This window comes from Spirosoma endbachense (genome assembly GCF_010233585.1).
GTDB classification, from domain to species: Bacteria; Bacteroidota; Bacteroidia; order Cytophagales; family Spirosomataceae; genus Spirosoma; species Spirosoma endbachense.
In genome coordinates this window covers 9,443,132-9,459,444 of sequence record NZ_CP045997.1, presented here as the reverse complement: position 1 = coordinate 9,459,444, position 16,313 = coordinate 9,443,132, and the positions used below count along the sequence as shown (strand labels likewise).

Here is a 16,313-nt window from a genome sequence, read left to right as displayed (position 1 = left end):
GGTGGGTGAGTAAACTTTTTGACATACATTACTGTCTAACCAATCAACCAGTCATCCAATAACTATTCTCCAAAGATGGCTACTGCCCGGCACCAGCCTGCGCTACCGCCTTTAATTTTGGCTGGGAAACAACTTACCTTGAAGCCGTAAGGGGGCAACTGGTCCAGATTGGCCAGTTTCTCGATCTGGCAGTACTCTTTCTCGCGACCTACGTAGTGCGCGGCCCAAATCACACCTGGGCGCGGATTCTTGAAATAATCTTCAGCCTGAATATGCAAAGGAATATCCCATCCCCAACCGTCGGTTCCCATCACTTTAATGCCCTGATCGATCAGCCAGTGAGTCGCTTCGGCGGAAGCACCGACGTGTATTTTTACAAAATCATTGTCGTACAGGCGTTTATCGGCATCGCAGCGAATCAGCACAATATCGAATGGCTTTAGGGTATAGTTGATAGCCGCCAGCTTCACTTTCAGGTCGTCGGATGAGAAGCAATAGCCATCGGGTTTATCGGTAAAATCCAGCACCACACCATCGTGAAAGAACCAGTCTAGCGGCATCTGCTCGATAGTACGCGATGGTTTACCCTCGCTCGTTGGGAAGTAGTGCCAGGGAGCGTCGATGTGCGTACCGGCATGACCCGTAAGATAAAGAAACTCACCGGCGGGCCCGTTGCCTTCAAGAAAAACGTCCTCAGATGCGCCACCAAAGAGTTTGGACCCCATCTTACGCGCTCCTTCTTTATGATCTTCGTAATCAATTTTGGTCGGTAACGGCTCTTTAATATCAGCCGAAATCGTTACCGATAAGTCAATGATTTTCATGTTTGTAAGGGTTTATAGTTGGGTAAAATGGTCAACAACGGGTGGGCTGGCAAAAAACGGCCCGATAATGGCCCTCCATTCCGTAAAGAGGTCCGACTGCCGGAATCCGATGGTATGATCTTCCAGAGTCTGCCATCGGATCAACAACAGGTAACGGTTTTCGGCTTCGATGTCTCGCTGTATGTGAAGATCTACAAAGCCCTTAGCCTGGCTGATAACGGCTTTGGCGTTGGGGAACTCCATTTCAAACTCGGCCTCCCGACCGGATTGAATCGTGATGAGAGCGTGTTCAGTAATCATACAATCTGGTTTTTCAGGATGCCAAGTCCATCGATTTCCAACTCGATCACGTCGCCGGGTTCGAAGGGACGATGAGCCTCAAAATTGGTTTCGATCAGACTTCCCCAACCTACGGTTCCTGAGCCAAGGATATCGCCAGGATACAACGAAACGTGGTTTTCGGAAGCTCGTTCGATCATCTGCCCAAATGTGTAATGGACAGTGTTATAGTTTCCGTCACAGATCGTTTTCCCGTTAATCCGTGAGGTCATGCGGAGCGTAAAGCGTCCTGTTTCGTCCCGATATGACTCCAGTTCGTCTTTCGTGACGATATACGGCCCGATAGCATTGGCGAAATCTTTTCCTTTTGCCGGGCCGAGGTTGCACTTCATCTCGCGAGCCTGAATAGCCCGTGCCGTGAAATCGTTGAAAATCGTATAGCCAAAAATGTAGTCGTCGGCCTGATCAGCTCCAATGTTCTTCCCGGCCTTGCCTATAACGCAACCCATTTCCAATTCGTAATCGAGCCGGGTTTCGCCCGTCGGGCGTGGAATATCCTGGCCGGGTCCGTAAATAGCCTGGTGATTTGTGAAGTAGAAAATAGGCATCTCGTACCATTCCGGGGCAATCTGATGGCCGAACTTCGATGACGCATTTTTGAGGTGTTGCTCAAACCCGATGTAATCCCGAAAACTACGCGGATTGGGCAAAGGAGCCAGCAGCGTTACGTCATCCAGCGCATAGGTCGGAGCCGCATTCTGCCAGCTATTGGCCTGAATCAGGTTAAAATATCGTTCGTGGTCATCAATGAAACTGAGCATATCGGCGGGTAAAATCCCGTTACTCAGCGCGTGCATATCCACTACGCCGTTTTGATTTAGCCAGCCAGCACGAGTTTGATTATCAGATGTTTGAAAGGTTACGAGTTTCATTTTTAAAGAGCGAAAGAATGTGTGCATTTTCTCGTAGCTGTGGGGGGCACAGCTACAGAAATTAACTTCCTAATAACCAGCAACTACGCTACCCCCCTGCCACCATCAACTGGAATGACGCTTCCTGTAGTGAAAGTGAGCGTTGTGGCCAAGGCCAGAACTGTTTTTGCTACGTCGTCGGGGACACCCAATCGGCCCATTGGCGTTGCATTCGTTTGACCCTGTATAAAAGCTGGGTCAAATCGGCTGGCGTAGTCGCCCAAAACCAGTCCCGGTGCCACTGAAACGACCCTGACTTTCGGAGCCAATGCGCGCGCCAGTGAGCGGGTCAGGCTGTCAATGGCAGCTTTAGAAGCACAATAAGCCACATTGCTCCCAATTCCCGTTTGGGCCGCAAACGACGAAATATTGATTATCAATCCGCCTTTATCAGCCATCAAAAGCGTTTTGCAGGCTCGAATCATGGCAAAAGGGCCTCGCCAGTTCGTTTGAAAAATCCGGTCGATCCACTCGTCTGTCAGCGCGTCGAGATCGTCGTGCGGAACAGGGGTCGTAATGCCTGCGTTATTCACCAGAATGTCAAGTCGCCCGTATCGTTCGACTATAAAATCGGCCAGTCGCCCCAGCGATACACTATCCGTTACCGAAGCCTGAACAACTGCATGGTCTTCGCCGGGAAGCGTTTCCAGCAACGTATTGGCTTTAACAACATCGTTGTTATACGTAATGACAACGATTGCCCCAGCCTGAGCCAACGTCTGGCTGATAGCTGATCCAATGCCGCCTGCTCCACCTGTGATTAAGGCTACATGGCCGGTCAGGGCGTTAGGAAACGGGTTCAGGCTCATGCTGTCCATATCGTTCTACCCGTAAATCGGCCTGTGCTTTATGGCCCCAGAAATTCTCGATTGCGCAAAGCCTTGAGCAGTAGTCACCGATGAGCGCACTGGCTTCGGGCGTTCTGATTTCCTGATAGGTACAGGTTTTCAGGAACTTACCGACCCACAGCCCACCCGTGTAACGGGCGGCTTCTTTGGTAGGTAGTGTATGGTTGGTGCCAATCACTTTATCGCCAAACGCTACGTTGGTTTTCTCGCCGAGAAAAAGACCGCCATAGTTCGTCATTCGGTCTAAAAACAGGCGGGGATTTTCGGTCATTACCTGTACGTGTTCACTGGCAATCCGGTCGGCTTCCAAAATCAGTTCGTCAACCGTATCGACCAGAATCACCTGACCATAATCGCGCCAGGCCACACTCGCTACGTCGGCAGTGGGCAGGGTTTGAAGCTGGCGGTCAATCTCGGCCTCAATACCGTGGGCAATGGTCGGGCTACTGGTCAGCAAAATAGCGGGTGACGTAGGGCCGTGCTCAGCCTGTCCTAATAAATCAGTCGCGCACGTTCTGACATCGCAGGTATCGTCGGCGATCACTAAGGTTTCGGTTGGACCGGCAAACAGGTCGATACCTACTTTGCCATAAAGCTGTCGTTTGGCTTCGGCTACGTAGGCATTACCCGGTCCCACCAGCATATCGACAGAATCGACGGTTTCGGTACCGAGAGCCATCATCGCTACTGCCTGAACACCGCCCAGCAAATAAATCTCGTCGGCACCCGCCATCGACATAGCTGCTACCGTTGCCGCCGGAATTTCACCTTTTATCGGAGGAGTGCAGGCAATTACGCGCTTAACCCCAGCCACTTTAGCCGTCAGCACGCTCATATGGGCGGAAGCCACCATCGGGTAACGGCCACCTGGCACGTAACAGCCCACGCTGTTGACCGGAATATTTTTATGACCCAGAAATACACCCGGCAACGTCTCTACTTCTACATCCTGAATCGAAGCCCGCTGAATTTGAGCGAAGTTTCGGATTTGGGTTTGAGCAAAGGTGATGTCGTCAATGACCTGCTGCGGCAGGGTAGCGATGATGCTTTCAATCTGTTCTGGCGATAACCTGAAACTTTCCGGCGACCAGTGATCGAGCCGGGCTGAAAGCTCACGCACGGTGGCATCCCCCCGTTTGGCTACGTCGGCCAGCATCTGCTCAACCGTTGCCCGCACCTTTGCGTCGGCCTCGGTGGATTCGGCATACGTAATGCCTTTTTTTATCTGTTGTATCATTGATTGATTAGTTGAGTGGGTGATTGGTTAATTGGGTGATTAGTTAATTGGGTGATTAGTTAATTGGGTGATTAGTTAATTGGGTGATTAGTGAGTGGTTGACTGTCCTAAATCGCGCTTAATCAACCACTCAACCACTCACCTAATCAACTAATCAACTTACCAGCTACCCAGTCGTACATATTGAACGTCTTCGTGAAGTCGTCAATCTGGCAGTGGGCTGAGCCGCTTTCCTCTTTAGGGACAACTTCCAGTACATGTTCGCATGTCAGGGCCGCATCCAGCTTGTACGCGTTTTCGACGAAGTTCTGGCGGTCGTCTTCGCCATGTAGGATGTAGGTGGGCATCGAAATCTTATCCGCTACGTCATCCAGTGCGAATTTTTTCAGTCGTTCACGTGCGTCGGCCATGTTATCGGCTCCTACGATGTGCTGCACAATCTCAGCCAGTGGGTGATTGTCGGGCCGGTTTTTCCAGATGTCGTAGTAACTCCACACAGCTCCGAACACCATACACACCTTGAACCGAGGCTCAAAGGCGGCACAACGAGCTGCCATATAGCCTCCCATCGATACGGCGCCAATACCGATTCGGGTGGTATCTACGTGGTCTTTTAGAGTCTCAATGGCCCAATCCAGCACGGCCGTACCGGCTACATTGAAATCGTAACGGGTTAAGATAGTATTGACCCGTAGCGAATAGCCCTGTCCAGGGCCATCCATTGCCAGCAGCGCAATGCCCCGTTCGTTGAGGTGTTGCGAAATACCGAAGTAAAGTTCTTCAGCCAGGCTGTCTAATCCACCGAACATAATCATCAGCGGAGGATTTTGAACGCCCGTTGGAGCAAACAGGTAACCCGGTAGAAATGACCCTTCGAACGGCACTTCAACCTGTAAGGGTTTATTCTCGAAATGCTCAATAGCTTTCAGAAATGCCTCTCGTGACTTCAGGTAAGTCGGTATTTTGCGAGGATCATGGGGTTTCAAAAAGAACTCAGCCGTGCGGAGGTAATTGAATGCCCGCAACATCGACCGCCGGGCCGTGACGAAATTGCCGTTTTGCAGGGCCGTTTCGCCAATACCGAAAACTTTGTTGCCCATGTTAACCCAGGCATGGTGAAAACTCTCGTTATCGCCGGGCGTAATTTGACTGGCTACTTCCAGACATTCGGCGAATTCGCCCCCGCCGTAATGAGCTTGCGTCAGTGCGCGGTTAACCTGATATGAGGGCATATACTGCCCCGGAAAATAATGCCACATAGGAGTGGGTGATTAGTTAATTGGGTGATTGGTTAATTGGGTGATTGGTTATTGGGAATGAGTTTACCATCCTGATACCTTCAGGTATTACTCCGTCTAATTAACCAGTCAACCAATTAACCAATCTCCCACTGATGGCTTATCAAAATTTTACTGACCTTGACGTTTATAAAGAATGTCGCCAATTTCGAATGGCTATATCTTTATTAGTTAAGGCACGTTTTCCACCTGACGAAAAGTTTAGATTAGCTGATCAAATCTTAAGAAGTTCAAGAAGTATAACCGCCAATATTGCAGAGGGACATGGCCGCTACTACTACAAAGAGAATATTCGATTTTGTAGAATTTCCCGTGCCTCTCTTTTCGAAACGCTTGAACACCTTATTACCGCCTTTGATGAAAAATACATTTCCGATGAACAACTCGTTGACTACAAAGCTAAAGTTGACCTCTGCGGCCGCTTGTTAAATGGCTATATCAACTTTCTAAAAAAACAACAAAAACCTCGAGAGGAGGATGGTTGATTGATTGGTTGGTTGATTAGTTAATTGGTTGACTAGTTGATTAGGGGAGGTTCAGAACAGTCAACCAATCACCCAATTAACCAATCACCAATCAACTAAATATCAACAGGTTTCACTACACCATCGGTGAGACCGAGCTTTTTGCCTTTGCCCATTTCGGCAAATGGATTGGCTGTTCCCCAGGCGTCGTTCGGGTTGTCTTTCAGGTAATGAATATCCGGACCGTGGTCAGGAGCGAAAATCAGACGGGCGCAGGCGTAAAACTCGAATAAGATGCCGCTGCCGGGGTCAATGATGTAAATAAAGAAACCCTCGTCGGCTTTGTGGCGCGTGGGCGCACCCATCACACTCTTAAATCCTTTTTCGGTGAAGTAGTCAAGAGCCAGCAGCACTTCCTCCCGGCTATCGAAGTTAAAGGCGATGTGGTTGAACACGCCCTCGCCCGGCCCAATGTTTGGGTCCGTGAAAACCGCTACATCATGCGATAGGTTACCGATGGTCCATAGGCCACCGATAGGCGGAATTTCGTCGCTCATGCGCACCTCATCGGGATTTTTCAAGCCCATTCCCTGCCAGAATTCTTTTTCTTTCTGGTACTGAAATTTGGCCACCATATATGTAACATGATCAAATCGACGTGGATTGACCCCGATGCGCCGGTTGCTGGCATAGCGGTCGGCGTAGATACTACCGCGCTCACCCGTTTCGTGCAGCCAAACTACGTCCCAAAACACTTCGTGCGTGTGTCCATCGGGCGATTGAAAGCGATACGCCTTTCCATGTCCTAAATCCCCATCGACCCAGCCTAGTCCCGCACCCGTTTTTTCCAGATAGGCCACGCATTCCTCCAGCGCTTCGGGGCTGTCGGCTCGCCAGCCTAGATGGCCCAGGCCGGATGTTTCACGAGAGCTGATTTTGAGTGTATGATGGAAATAATCTCCCCAGGCTCTGAAATACACAGAATTGTCATCGCGCCCGGTTTCATCCAGTCCAACAATCTCCCGGAGAAAGTGAACCGTTTTTTCCACATCGGGCGAATAGATCTCGATGTGAGCAAGTTGCGAGAGGTAATGCGGGTTCTTTGCCATTGATTTATTATATTTTATTATTTTCTAGTGGTTGAATTGTTCCTTCGCAGCGGTCTGTTACCCTAAAAGCGACCGCCAGAAGTCATCGTTTTTCGAGTATATCAAGGTTTAACTTTGGTTAGATACCCGTTTAGTTTTAGCCAATCGCCGAAGCGGTCGATCCACGTATCGGTAGGTATATTCTGCTTACGCATACCGAACCCATGCCCGCCTTTCAGATACATATGCAGCTCAGCCGATTTACCGGCCGCAATCCAGTCATTATAGAGCTTCGTGCTGTGGGGAGCCAGGCCCAACTGGTCGTCGGTGGCGGCACAAACAAACAGCGGTGGTGCGTCGGTCGGGACTACCTGTTTAGCAATCGCTCCTGCGCCGAGGTACGGATAAATCGGGGCCAGAAAATCAGGCCGGTTAGCGGGCGAATACGCAAAACCCACACCCATCGTCACCGTTCCGCCCGCCGAGAAACCAATCAGCCCAATCCGGTCGGATTGGACGCCGAACTCCTTCGCATGTTGCCGCACGTATTCAATAGCCCGTTTGCCATCGGCAATGGCTAAGGGAACAACGGGTGCGTTCTCTGCATCCAATTTTTTAAAATCAGCCATTTTAGCCGTCAACTCGGCAACAGGATCGTTGGTCATACTACGTACTACCCGGTATTTGAGCACGAAAGCTGCTACGCCTTTGGCGGCCAGCCACTTCGCTACGTCGATGCCTTCGGAATCAATCGAAAGCGTATGAAATGCACCACCTGGTGCAATGACTACCGCCGTACCGGTAGCCAGGTCAGCGCTGGGCAGATAGGCCGTGAGCGTGGGGGTTGATACGTTATAAACAACGCGCGTTTTGAACATGTTGGTGCTATTCTCGGCCTCCTCCCATGTCCAGCTCTCGGAGCCGGGGGCTTTGCCATCATACAGGCGAAGGACCTGCTGGGCCTGGGCAAGCGGGCCGATGAGCACACTCAGTATGACTAAAAAACAACGTAACGGCATAGTTTTGACTGATTAGCACTATTTGGACATAGTTTTCATGGGGTAATCAAGCGGTTGAGGTCAATACCGATAGAACTTGATTTTGACGATGCTATAGCCATCCCTGGCATTTTTGGGGAAACGCAGGCTTCCAACCTTCGTGTTCTTTAACCCAAAGCTGCCAATACTCCCTCCACCGGTGCCTTCATCCCCATTCAATCGCCTGGAAACGATCCATTTATCGTTAACAAATGATCCTTCTTCCAAATAATCAACATCGACTTGTGATTTTTTCGGGTCCGCCTTTTCGGGTGTAAACGTTAGTTCATAATCCTTCCCAACGGCCATGAACTCGTCCGGTCCAAGGGCAATAACAAGCCCCCCGGCCATAGTTGGTTTTTTTTCGGCGGGAGCAGCACCCGCAAATCCTCGGGGTATCACCAGATCAGCTTTTACGGTATAGCCCGGTAAAGCAAACGTTTGTGAACTAGCCGTTGAGTCAACAAACAGACCGGCCATGGTTCCTTTGCCCTGGTGTTGTAAAATCAACGCTTGCACTTGTTCTAAAACGGCGAAGGTTTTAGTGAAGGGGTCTTGATCGGCCGGGATGGCGTCTATGCCGAAGGGAGCCACACAAATCGCATCATGTTGACCATAGATCCAGAAAGTCAGGTTGGCTGCTTCCAGGCCTTGTTTCAGTTCCGGGATAAATACCGGATTGCCAGAACGATGATATTGGTTGACTAACGAATAAATGCCTTGTTTGGGCGCATACACATTCGGCGTAATGAAATCAATTCCTGGGGCATTGGCTCGCCAGATATCGAGTGTGTGCGGCACGGGGCCCCCACTTGGATATTTGCCAGGCACCCCCGTAAACCCAGGTGCTTTGGGCCAGGCATTTACAAACATGGGTATCGGGTAGGCTTCTTTCCCCGCAGCAGCCAGTTGTCCCACAAATTTGGTATAGTGGTAGGTGGAGAACAATTCTTCCGGCAAGTAAGACAGTACGTTCGGGTTCTTCTCATCCAACACGCTTTTGCCAAATACGTCCTCCCAACTTCCCGAGGCCTTGTATCCATTTGTCCTCCAGATACTATCGATTTCGGGCTGTAGTTTACCTTTATTGGCCTCCAAATAGCGCATCAAATCAGCCGGAACACCTTCGTTATAGGCCTTGGTTGCTTCCTCACGGTAATCACGGGGGCTGTTAAATAGGCCAACCTCGTTTTCCACCTGGACTATTATGACAGTCTGGGCTTTCTCATCCACCTGGCGGATATGCTTCATCAACTTATTAAACGCATTTGCATTCGCTTGCAGAGAAGCGGCTGAGAAAGTAGATAGTAAAGGGAGGATTTCACCTTGTTTATTGGTTGCCCTTGGGTATTTCTGCGTATTGTTCTTAACCCAAGTGGGTACGTAGGTAGAATAGGTGGTTTTAAAGGCGCCAAACCAAAGAATACCCAAATGCAGATTTTGTTTCCTGGCACCAGCGATCATACTATCCACCAGAGCGAAATCAAATGTTCCTTCGCGGGGCTCAATCAGTTCCCAATAGACCGGTGCCAAAACTGTGTTGACATGTTTTTGCTTGAGCTGGGCCCACACAGGACGCATGTAAGCTGCCCCGGAAGCCGTGGAGTTGTGAAGTTCACCACCCAGGGCTAAAAAGGGCTGGTCTTTCACCACCAGTTGTAGCGTATTTCCCCTTTTCTCCAGATGAGGGAGTTTATAGGATTGGGAAAAGAGCGAAAAGCCGCTCATCAGAAAAAAGACTAGAAAAGTTAAAAACCTCATATTTATCAGGGCTTTACAACCAGTGGCACATAGGAAACAGACAAAGATCTTAGCAGGATTAGGAGTGTGTTGTTCATTATAATAATTACAACTGACTGACTTAAAGTAATTTACCCTACTTTATCTGCATTGTTTTTTGTAGTCGTATATCCATTGACGACCCACCTATTAGTAGGTTGACTGGGCCATCTTCTATTTCCCAGCGGTTTGTTTTTTCATTCCACCAAGCCAGAGAATCAGCTTTTAGCGGCACCGAAACGATTTTTGTTTCGCCCGGTTTTAGGGAAATTCGACTAAAGCCTTTCAATTCTTTGATCGGGCGTACAACTTTGGATTGGGGATGTTGAACGTAGAGTTGAACCACTTCATCGCCCTCGCGGCTACCCGTGTTTTTTACGGAAACCTGAATGGTTGACGTACCGTTTTTGGAAAGGGTCTCTCCACTCAGTTTAAGATCCGAATAATCAAATTTGGTATAGCTGAGGCCGTAGCCAAATGGATAAAGGGGCGCTTCTTTGCTATATAGATACGTCCGACCCTTCCGAATATCATACTCCGACAGGGGTGGAAGTTGATCCAATGATGTAGGCCAGGTTTGAGTTAGGCGTCCACCCGGATTATAGTCTCCAAAAATGACATCGGCAATAGCAGTTCCCTGGTCCTGAGCCGTATGGGTAGTGTGTAGGATAGCGGGGATATGCGCCTGTGTCCAGTTAATCGAGTAAGGAAAGCTGGAGACCAGTACGACAATCGTATTGGGATTAGCCGCAAACACTTCCTTGACCAGATCTTCAGTAGGAATATCCAGCGATTGGCGATCACGACCTTCCCGGCCATCCCCGTTTTCGGGGCAGGGTTTGGTACTGCCATCCCGATTAAAAGCCTCACCAATGTTTGTGATGCCACACATAGGGTCGTTGCCGATGACAACCACAGCCATATCCGATGTCCGGGCCGCGTTTACGGCTGCCTGAGCCTCATTATCAGCCGCATAGTTTACCGTTACCGAAGGGCCAAGCTTGTCTTTAATACCCTGTAGTACACCAATCGCATATGGCGTGGGGCCACCATAGAAATCCGTTGACACCTGCGCTGCCCGTGGCCCAATGACCGCTATCGACTTAACTGCCGTTTTTGTACGTGGTAAAAAATCGCGCTCATTTTTCAGTAACACAACAGACTCGCGGGCAATCTGGCGGGCCACCGCTTTATGTTTTTCTGACTGCCAGGGTTCAGGCTCGCCGGATTGTCCGATTTTGGCGTAAGGCACTTGCCCCGGCGGATCTAATACACCCAGTTTGATAAGGGTAGTAATTTTTCCACGGATGGCGGTATTGAGGTCATTCTCCGTCAGTTTATTCTCGGCAATGGCCCCTTTAATGATACTGGGAATAGAATCGCCAAACGTCAGGAACTGGTTCATGCCCAATTTAATGGCAGCCGCATAGGCTTCCCGGTTCGTCCTGACGTACTTATGCTGCGTAATCAGATGACTCATGGCACCAGCATCCGAAGAGACAATTCCGTTTGCGCCCCATTCGGTAGCCATCACCTCTTTAAGGACTGGATGGATCGTCATGGGAATGCCATTCCATGCATTATAGGCAGCCATGTAGGATACTGCTCCCCCTTCAGTAAAGGCCATTCGAAATGGCACAGAATAATACTCCCGCATCAAGCGGATGTCGAAATTGGAGGATGACCGGGCACGGGTGGTTTCGTTACTGTTGGCGAAGACGTGTTTAAGCAGGGCAGCAGCCTGCCAGTATCTTGGGTCGTCGCCCTGAATTCCTTTGGTGAGTGCCACCGCCATTGTTCCAGTTAAAAAGGGATCTTCGCCAAAACTCTCGTCATTACGTCCCCAGCGTGGGTCACGAGCCAGATCGGAGGCTGGCCCCCACAATACCAGTGTATTTCGTTTATAGTTTTCGTTCTGGCTCAGGTAGCGGGCTTCATAACCCATTACGGCTCCGGCTCGTTTAATTAGGTCCGGATTCCAGGTTTCTCCCATGCCATATACCTGCGCGAAGGAAGTAGTCTGGATCGGCTTTTTCGTTTGACTCGGTCGGTCGTAGAGCTTCACCTGATGGATGCTTTCGGCATTACCTGGAGAGCTGATACCCATTCGGGGAACGGCAAAGTCAGTAATCAGCCCAATTTTCTCATCCAGGGTAAGAAGTGATACCAGATTGTCGATCCGCTTGTCCTGAGCCAGATTTGGGTTCTGGAATGGATAAGCGGTTTGGGCTTTAAGGGGTAGAATACCAACCAATCCCAGCAGGAAACCAGCAATCAGTGTTCGATTTAGTCTGCACAAAAGACACGTAACACTGATTGCTAATGGCTGGCCAAGTTCCTGAAAATAGGCCAGTCGAACGGGGAGACGAAGTTGCATTCGGTTATGGGTTTAATATGATACAAAAGTATCCCCACAATGAGTGCAATTTTTTATCAGAATCAGGCAATGGATAGTCATAATCAATCCACTTCCCGATATTCTTTTGGTGTTATACCCATTTTGGCCCTAAAAAAGCGGCCAAAATTACTGGGATCCTGTTTTCCAATTTGATAGGCAATTTCGCTTACGCTTAAATCAGTCTGAGCCAGTAGCACTTTAGCCTCCAATAGAATCATCTCATCCAATAAATCACGCGCCGACTGTCCGGTAACTGCTTTCACGCATTTATTCAAATGATTCGGCGAGATATTGAGCAAATCGGCATATTCCGCCACCTGCTGTTTCTTGTAAATAAACTGACTAAGCGCATTCTTGTAGAGTTGCGTAAAGCGTAAGGCAGCATTATGATTATGGTCTGGGGGTGTATTTTCGCCAAATTGAGTGGCTCGTTTTAACTCGGTAAATAGTGTGAGCAGATAAATTCTGAATATATCGATGGAATCGAATCGTTTTTTTTTGTATTCGGTGTATAGCCTGTTAACCAAAGGCATCACCTGAGTAAGCAGTTCATTATCAATGGTAACCAAAGGATGCCCCAGGAACTGGAGAAAGGGAAATTCATTTTCGAGGTCCTGTTTCTGCCAGCGTTTGGTGAGCAAATTGGTATCGAAGTGGCAGTAGAAGCCCCGGATGTCATCGCTCATCCAATCGTCGAAGCTAATCTGGTGAGCAGGCAGGAAAAAGAAGGTGTTTGCCGGGACCTCATAGCGCGTCAATCCCTTCTGACGAACCATGCTGCCGTGGGTAATGAAAATAAAATCAATGACGGTTTTGCGGTGCGGAGGCATGGGGAATTTCATAACCTGGCGCACCTCTTCGAGCCGATTTATATGAAACGTATTATAAATAGGGCCCTGCATTGACTGCCAGCCTGCGATCTTAAATACCAGCCCACCCAGGGTATCTGGCGTTAACGTAGGCACCTGATCTGATTTAGCTTTTGTCCTATTATTCATTCGTCATATACTTTTTCTTGGGCAGGCTGTTCTAAAAGCATAACCGATCAAAAGTAAATAGTTAATAGTCAAAATCAATCTTTGGCAATAGTTGCATAACGAAGGCAATGGCTTTATTGTAAGATCTACTTTATCTAAACAGGCTTATTTATTGGCTTATTCTAAACTAAGCGCGTGTTTAGGAATTGAGAAGAACTGAACGTCGTGTCATCTTTGTGTCGACCAAGACTTACAACGATGACCAAACAGTGGAAGCCACTGGCCGACGCGCAGTGGGCCGCAATTTCGCCTTTTTTAAGGCTCCAACGCAAGCGAAAGCACGACTTAAGGCGCATTGTCAATATCATTTTATGGCTGTTGCGCACGGGTGGGCAGTGGCGCAATCTACCTTTTGAAGATTTGCCCTGGCAGGCTGTTTACCGCACAGGCGGCCCTGTATTATTTTGACCAGTGGAAACGGAATGGAACCTTTGAGCGAATGAATGTGGCACTCAATCAGATGGATCGCCAACGCGTTGGTAAAGAAGCATCCCCCTCAGTAGTGTGTATTGATTCACAGTCTGTTAAATTGTCTCCGATGATTTGGGAAGAACGGGGACTGGATGCCAATAAGCGGGTCAATGGTCGCAAACGCCAACTTATCGTCGATACCCAGGGCCGGTTGTGGGTGGCTGGTGTTCACGTTGCCCACAGGCCGATGGTGCCGGAGCTGTGGGGCTAATTAGTGACCTCCTTTGGCGTGTGGGCGAGCGACTCGAAAAGGTTTACGGCGATCAGGCAGCATCGGCTGTCCGACTACAATGGCGTTTTTGCTCGAGCCCTGAACCAATGGAGCCTTGAGTTTGAAAAAGCGTCCCGTCCTGAATCGGCCCAGGGCTTTGTGCCGATTGCCAAACGTTGGTTTGTGGAACGGAGCATTGCGTGGACCAATCGCTCGGGCGACCCCGTTCTTCCGTCGAATCGTCAAAGATTACGAATATACCACGGTCCGCCAGCGGTATCTACTTCGGTGAGCTGGCTATATCTGGCTACTATTCAAATCATGCTACAGAGAATGGAGCTTATTCACCCAATATAATTTCCCAACACACTCTTAGCTTGGCGATGTTCCAGCGATCGATTTGGAGTTTAGTCCATTCTCAACGATTTTAGTGGGTTCATAAAAGCCGCTTTAATGGCCTGTGATCCGATGGTGAACAGACCAAGTGTTGACAAGATTATTGTACTGACCACGATGGTTTCCCATCCAAACGCCACTCTGTTTGGTAGCTTCTCTAGCCACAGTTGGTTTAAAAAGTAGCTCAGTGGTGCGCCCACAAAAACGGAGATAAGTATCACTTTCAAAAACCCTTTTGACAGCAATAGCAAAATCGTCAGATTTCCCGCTCCAAAGATTTTTCGTACCCCTACCTCTTTTGCTTTCCGTTCCACCGAATAAACCACCATACCTAATAAACCCAAGCAGGCAATGACGATGGCTAAAAGGGTCATAAATGCCAGGATCGAAACCATATCCAATATCGCCGAGTGCGTTGACCTCAGTTGATCACTATAGAATTCATACCTGAATGAATGAACGGGATCGATTTGCTTCCACTTTCTGGCTAGTCCGGCCAGTGTCTGTGTCTGATCCCGAGAGGAAACTTTCACATTGGCATACATAAATTCTTCCTTGTTCTGGAGCACCATCGGGCCTATATGATCCTGTTCAACTAGCAACTTGTACCTGAAATCACGAACTACCCCAACAACTTCTGCCTTCTGCTTACCATTGTCTGTCTCAAATACCTTCCCGATAACTTCGGCAGGATAGTAGTAACCCAACTCATGCATCGCGGCCTCGTTCAGCAAAATGCCGTTCGTTTCCACATGATGGGAGACGGGCAGGTTTTTACCTTCAATCAGCTTGATAGTCAAATTATTAATAAAATTTGTATCCGCCTGTATCATCCCGAAAGGCCGGTAATCTTCCTGGGTACCGATCGCTCGGAGTCCGATTCCATTCCCCTCACCGGTCGACGGCAGAATGTCGCAGGCCGATAGGTCAGCTACGCCTGGGACGGTAGAAAACGCCTGCCGAACTTTTTGGTAATCGTTGCCCTGTAGCTTGCAGTTGATAATGTTTTCTGATTGGAACCCATAGTCAAAATCAAGGAAATGGCGGAATTGATTAAATAGCAACAGGGCGGTTGTGATAAAGAAGAAAGATACGGTAAATTGTGAAACGCTGAGGGCCTGTTTCAGCCAAGAATGACCTGCCCCACCTGGCTTGTTTTTAATCGCACCAACCGGGTTAAGCTTTGATAAATAAAAGGCCGGATATAAGCCTGCGGCTAGACCGATAAGCAGGACCAGGCCAATGATGATCGCGACAACCTTGACATTAACGGTTAAATTAAAATTAAGATAGGTGTTGATCCACAAGCCTTTGAATGCTGAGGTTATAAAAAACAGAAGCAAGACGGCCACCGCTAATGAAAACATGACCGTGATGATTGACTCACTTAGGAACTGAAAAATCAAACTCTTCCGGCTGGCCCCCGTTGTCTTGCGGACACCGATTTCCTTCGAGCGGGTCAGGGCTCTGGAAACCGATAAAGAGCTATAATTGAAGCAGGCCAGGATGAGTATGATCAACGACAGAAACTCAAGGACAGAATAGCCTGCAGCTGGCAGGCAATAGCTATTGGGATTGCCCGTAATTCTTCCCGGGGTAACGTCCGTAAGTTTTTGACCAATAAACCTAAAGGTCTTAAAATCGGCCAGTCCTGCATAGTTTGATTTAACCAGGCCGGTCAACATCGTTTGCACCTGATCTTGGTTTACTTTCTCTTTCACCAAAACATAGGTAAAACATTCATTCGTGTTCTTCCAGTCTTGGGAACGATCATTGATCCTGTTTTCTGCATATAGACCTTTCAATGATGATGAAGAAACCAGAACATCAAACTTCATATGAGATTTATAACTGATGTTACGCCACCTTTTGGATGGCTGGTTTAATTTTGAGTATGCAGACAACCCTCGACCTCTATACTGACTACTTACTTAGTAGTTTTGGCCAGACTACCGCGACTGGCTTGTCACGGCTG

16 protein-coding genes are annotated in these 16,313 nt (G+C 48.8%); 3 read left to right on the top strand and 13 right to left on the bottom strand.

Features of this window, described 5'->3' with window-relative positions; genetic code table 11:
* Positions 1 to 62 precede the first annotated feature (62 nt).
* The 6 genes from GJR95_RS38025 to GJR95_RS38000 all read right to left on the bottom strand — a co-directional run bounded on the left by GJR95_RS38025 (position 63) and on the right by GJR95_RS38000 (position 5,418).
* Positions 63 to 824 carry a cyclase family protein gene (locus GJR95_RS38025; protein WP_162390835.1) on the bottom strand — a complete coding sequence of 254 codons (762 nt, stop codon included), beginning with the start codon at positions 822 to 824 and terminating at the stop codon, positions 63 to 65.
* 12 nt (positions 825 to 836) lie between these two features.
* Positions 837 to 1,124, bottom strand: a complete 288-nt coding sequence (locus GJR95_RS38020; protein ID WP_162390834.1) for an antibiotic biosynthesis monooxygenase family protein — start codon at positions 1,122 to 1,124, stop codon at positions 837 to 839.
* Complete coding sequence (locus tag GJR95_RS38015) at positions 1,121 to 2,035, bottom strand: fumarylacetoacetate hydrolase family protein (protein WP_162390833.1); 915 nt, start codon at positions 2,033 to 2,035, stop codon at positions 1,121 to 1,123. Before GJR95_RS38015 ends, GJR95_RS38020 begins: the two co-directional genes overlap by 4 nt.
* Positions 2,036 to 2,118: 83 nt before the next feature.
* Positions 2,119 to 2,883, bottom strand: coding sequence for an SDR family NAD(P)-dependent oxidoreductase (locus tag GJR95_RS38010; RefSeq protein ID WP_232540997.1), 765 nt, complete (start codon positions 2,881 to 2,883; stop codon positions 2,119 to 2,121).
* Positions 2,861 to 4,159, bottom strand: coding sequence for a histidinol dehydrogenase (hisD, locus tag GJR95_RS38005; protein WP_162390832.1), 1,299 nt, complete (start codon positions 4,157 to 4,159; stop codon positions 2,861 to 2,863). The genes GJR95_RS38010 and hisD overlap by 23 nt, the downstream gene beginning before the upstream one ends.
* 146 nt (positions 4,160 to 4,305) lie before the next feature.
* Positions 4,306 to 5,418, bottom strand: a complete 1,113-nt coding sequence (locus GJR95_RS38000; protein WP_162390831.1) for an alpha/beta hydrolase family protein — start codon at positions 5,416 to 5,418, stop codon at positions 4,306 to 4,308.
* Between the two features lie 134 nt (positions 5,419 to 5,552).
* Between GJR95_RS38000 and GJR95_RS37995 the strand changes: the two genes are divergently transcribed.
* Positions 5,553 to 5,942, top strand: coding sequence for a four helix bundle protein (locus tag GJR95_RS37995; RefSeq protein ID WP_162390830.1), 390 nt, complete (start codon positions 5,553 to 5,555; stop codon positions 5,940 to 5,942).
* A gap of 95 nt (positions 5,943 to 6,037) precedes the next feature.
* Here GJR95_RS37995 and GJR95_RS37990 read toward each other — a convergent pair whose 3' ends face one another.
* The 5 genes from GJR95_RS37990 to GJR95_RS37970 all read right to left on the bottom strand — a co-directional run bounded on the left by GJR95_RS37990 (position 6,038) and on the right by GJR95_RS37970 (position 13,221).
* Positions 6,038 to 7,030, bottom strand: a complete 993-nt coding sequence (locus GJR95_RS37990) for a VOC family protein (protein ID WP_162390829.1) — start codon at positions 7,028 to 7,030, stop codon at positions 6,038 to 6,040.
* A gap of 101 nt (positions 7,031 to 7,131) precedes the next feature.
* Positions 7,132 to 8,028 carry an alpha/beta hydrolase gene (locus GJR95_RS37985; protein ID WP_162390828.1) on the bottom strand — a complete coding sequence of 299 codons (897 nt, stop codon included), beginning with the start codon at positions 8,026 to 8,028 and terminating at the stop codon, positions 7,132 to 7,134.
* Positions 8,029 to 8,088: 60 nt separating this feature from the next.
* Positions 8,089 to 9,807 carry a GH35 family beta-galactosidase gene (locus GJR95_RS37980; RefSeq protein WP_162390827.1) on the bottom strand — a complete coding sequence of 573 codons (1,719 nt, stop codon included), beginning with the start codon at positions 9,805 to 9,807 and terminating at the stop codon, positions 8,089 to 8,091.
* A 115-nt stretch (positions 9,808 to 9,922) separates the two neighbouring features.
* Entirely contained in the window at positions 9,923 to 12,202 is a 2,280-nt protein-coding gene (locus GJR95_RS37975) for a glycoside hydrolase family 3 C-terminal domain-containing protein (RefSeq protein ID WP_162390826.1), read from the bottom strand.
* Between the two features lie 83 nt (positions 12,203 to 12,285).
* On the bottom strand, positions 12,286 to 13,221 hold the full coding sequence (locus tag GJR95_RS37970; RefSeq protein WP_162390825.1) for a helix-turn-helix domain-containing protein: 936 nt from the start codon (positions 13,219 to 13,221) through the stop codon (positions 12,286 to 12,288).
* A gap of 237 nt (positions 13,222 to 13,458) precedes the next feature.
* On the opposite strand from GJR95_RS37970, the gene GJR95_RS42435 reads away from it, so the two are divergent.
* On the top strand, positions 13,459 to 13,668 hold the full coding sequence (locus GJR95_RS42435) for a transposase (RefSeq protein ID WP_232540996.1): 210 nt from the start codon (positions 13,459 to 13,461) through the stop codon (positions 13,666 to 13,668).
* A gap of 31 nt (positions 13,669 to 13,699) precedes the next feature.
* A complete protein-coding gene (locus GJR95_RS42430) occupies positions 13,700 to 13,942 on the top strand; it encodes a transposase (RefSeq protein ID WP_232540995.1) in 243 nt (80 codons plus the stop codon).
* Here the strand turns inward: GJR95_RS42430 and GJR95_RS42425 are convergent, their stop codons facing one another.
* Positions 13,943 to 14,188 (bottom strand): hypothetical protein, encoded by a 246-nt coding sequence (locus GJR95_RS42425; RefSeq protein WP_232540994.1) that lies wholly within the window; start codon positions 14,186 to 14,188, stop codon positions 13,943 to 13,945.
* Between the two features lie 161 nt (positions 14,189 to 14,349).
* Positions 14,350 to 16,176 carry an FtsX-like permease family protein gene (locus tag GJR95_RS37960; protein WP_162390824.1) on the bottom strand — a complete coding sequence of 609 codons (1,827 nt, stop codon included), beginning with the start codon at positions 16,174 to 16,176 and terminating at the stop codon, positions 14,350 to 14,352.
* Positions 16,177 to 16,313 lie beyond the last annotated feature (137 nt).

What these genes read in the sequence shown, in the direction of transcription:
- GJR95_RS38020 (WP_162390834.1), bottom strand. Translation starts at nt 1,124, where the DNA reads ATGATTACTGAACACGCTCTCATCACGATTCAATCCGGTCGGGAGGCC.
- GJR95_RS37990 (WP_162390829.1), bottom strand. Translation starts at nt 7,030, where the DNA reads ATGGCAAAGAACCCGCATTACCTCTCGCAACTTGCTCACATCGAGATC.
- GJR95_RS38010 (WP_232540997.1), bottom strand. Translation starts at nt 2,883, where the DNA reads ATGAGCCTGAACCCGTTTCCTAACGCCCTGACCGGCCATGTAGCCTTA.
- GJR95_RS37980 (WP_162390827.1), bottom strand. Translation starts at nt 9,807, where the DNA reads ATGAGGTTTTTAACTTTTCTAGTCTTTTTTCTGATGAGCGGCTTTTCG.
- hisD (WP_162390832.1), bottom strand. Translation starts at nt 4,159, where the DNA reads ATGATACAACAGATAAAAAAAGGCATTACGTATGCCGAATCCACCGAG.
- GJR95_RS38000 (WP_162390831.1), bottom strand. Translation starts at nt 5,418, where the DNA reads ATGTGGCATTATTTTCCGGGGCAGTATATGCCCTCATATCAGGTTAAC.
- GJR95_RS37960 (WP_162390824.1), bottom strand. Translation starts at nt 16,176, where the DNA reads ATGAAGTTTGATGTTCTGGTTTCTTCATCATCATTGAAAGGTCTATAT.
- GJR95_RS37995 (WP_162390830.1), top strand. Translation starts at nt 5,553, where the DNA reads ATGGCTTATCAAAATTTTACTGACCTTGACGTTTATAAAGAATGTCGC.
- GJR95_RS37985 (WP_162390828.1), bottom strand. Translation starts at nt 8,028, where the DNA reads ATGCCGTTACGTTGTTTTTTAGTCATACTGAGTGTGCTCATCGGCCCG.
- GJR95_RS38015 (WP_162390833.1), bottom strand. Translation starts at nt 2,035, where the DNA reads ATGAAACTCGTAACCTTTCAAACATCTGATAATCAAACTCGTGCTGGC.
- GJR95_RS42435 (WP_232540996.1), top strand. Translation starts at nt 13,459, where the DNA reads ATGACCAAACAGTGGAAGCCACTGGCCGACGCGCAGTGGGCCGCAATT.
- GJR95_RS37975 (WP_162390826.1), bottom strand. Translation starts at nt 12,202, where the DNA reads ATGCAACTTCGTCTCCCCGTTCGACTGGCCTATTTTCAGGAACTTGGC.
- GJR95_RS38025 (WP_162390835.1), bottom strand. Translation starts at nt 824, where the DNA reads ATGAAAATCATTGACTTATCGGTAACGATTTCGGCTGATATTAAAGAG.
- GJR95_RS42430 (WP_232540995.1), top strand. Translation starts at nt 13,700, where the DNA reads ATGAATGTGGCACTCAATCAGATGGATCGCCAACGCGTTGGTAAAGAA.
- GJR95_RS37970 (WP_162390825.1), bottom strand. Translation starts at nt 13,221, where the DNA reads ATGAATAATAGGACAAAAGCTAAATCAGATCAGGTGCCTACGTTAACG.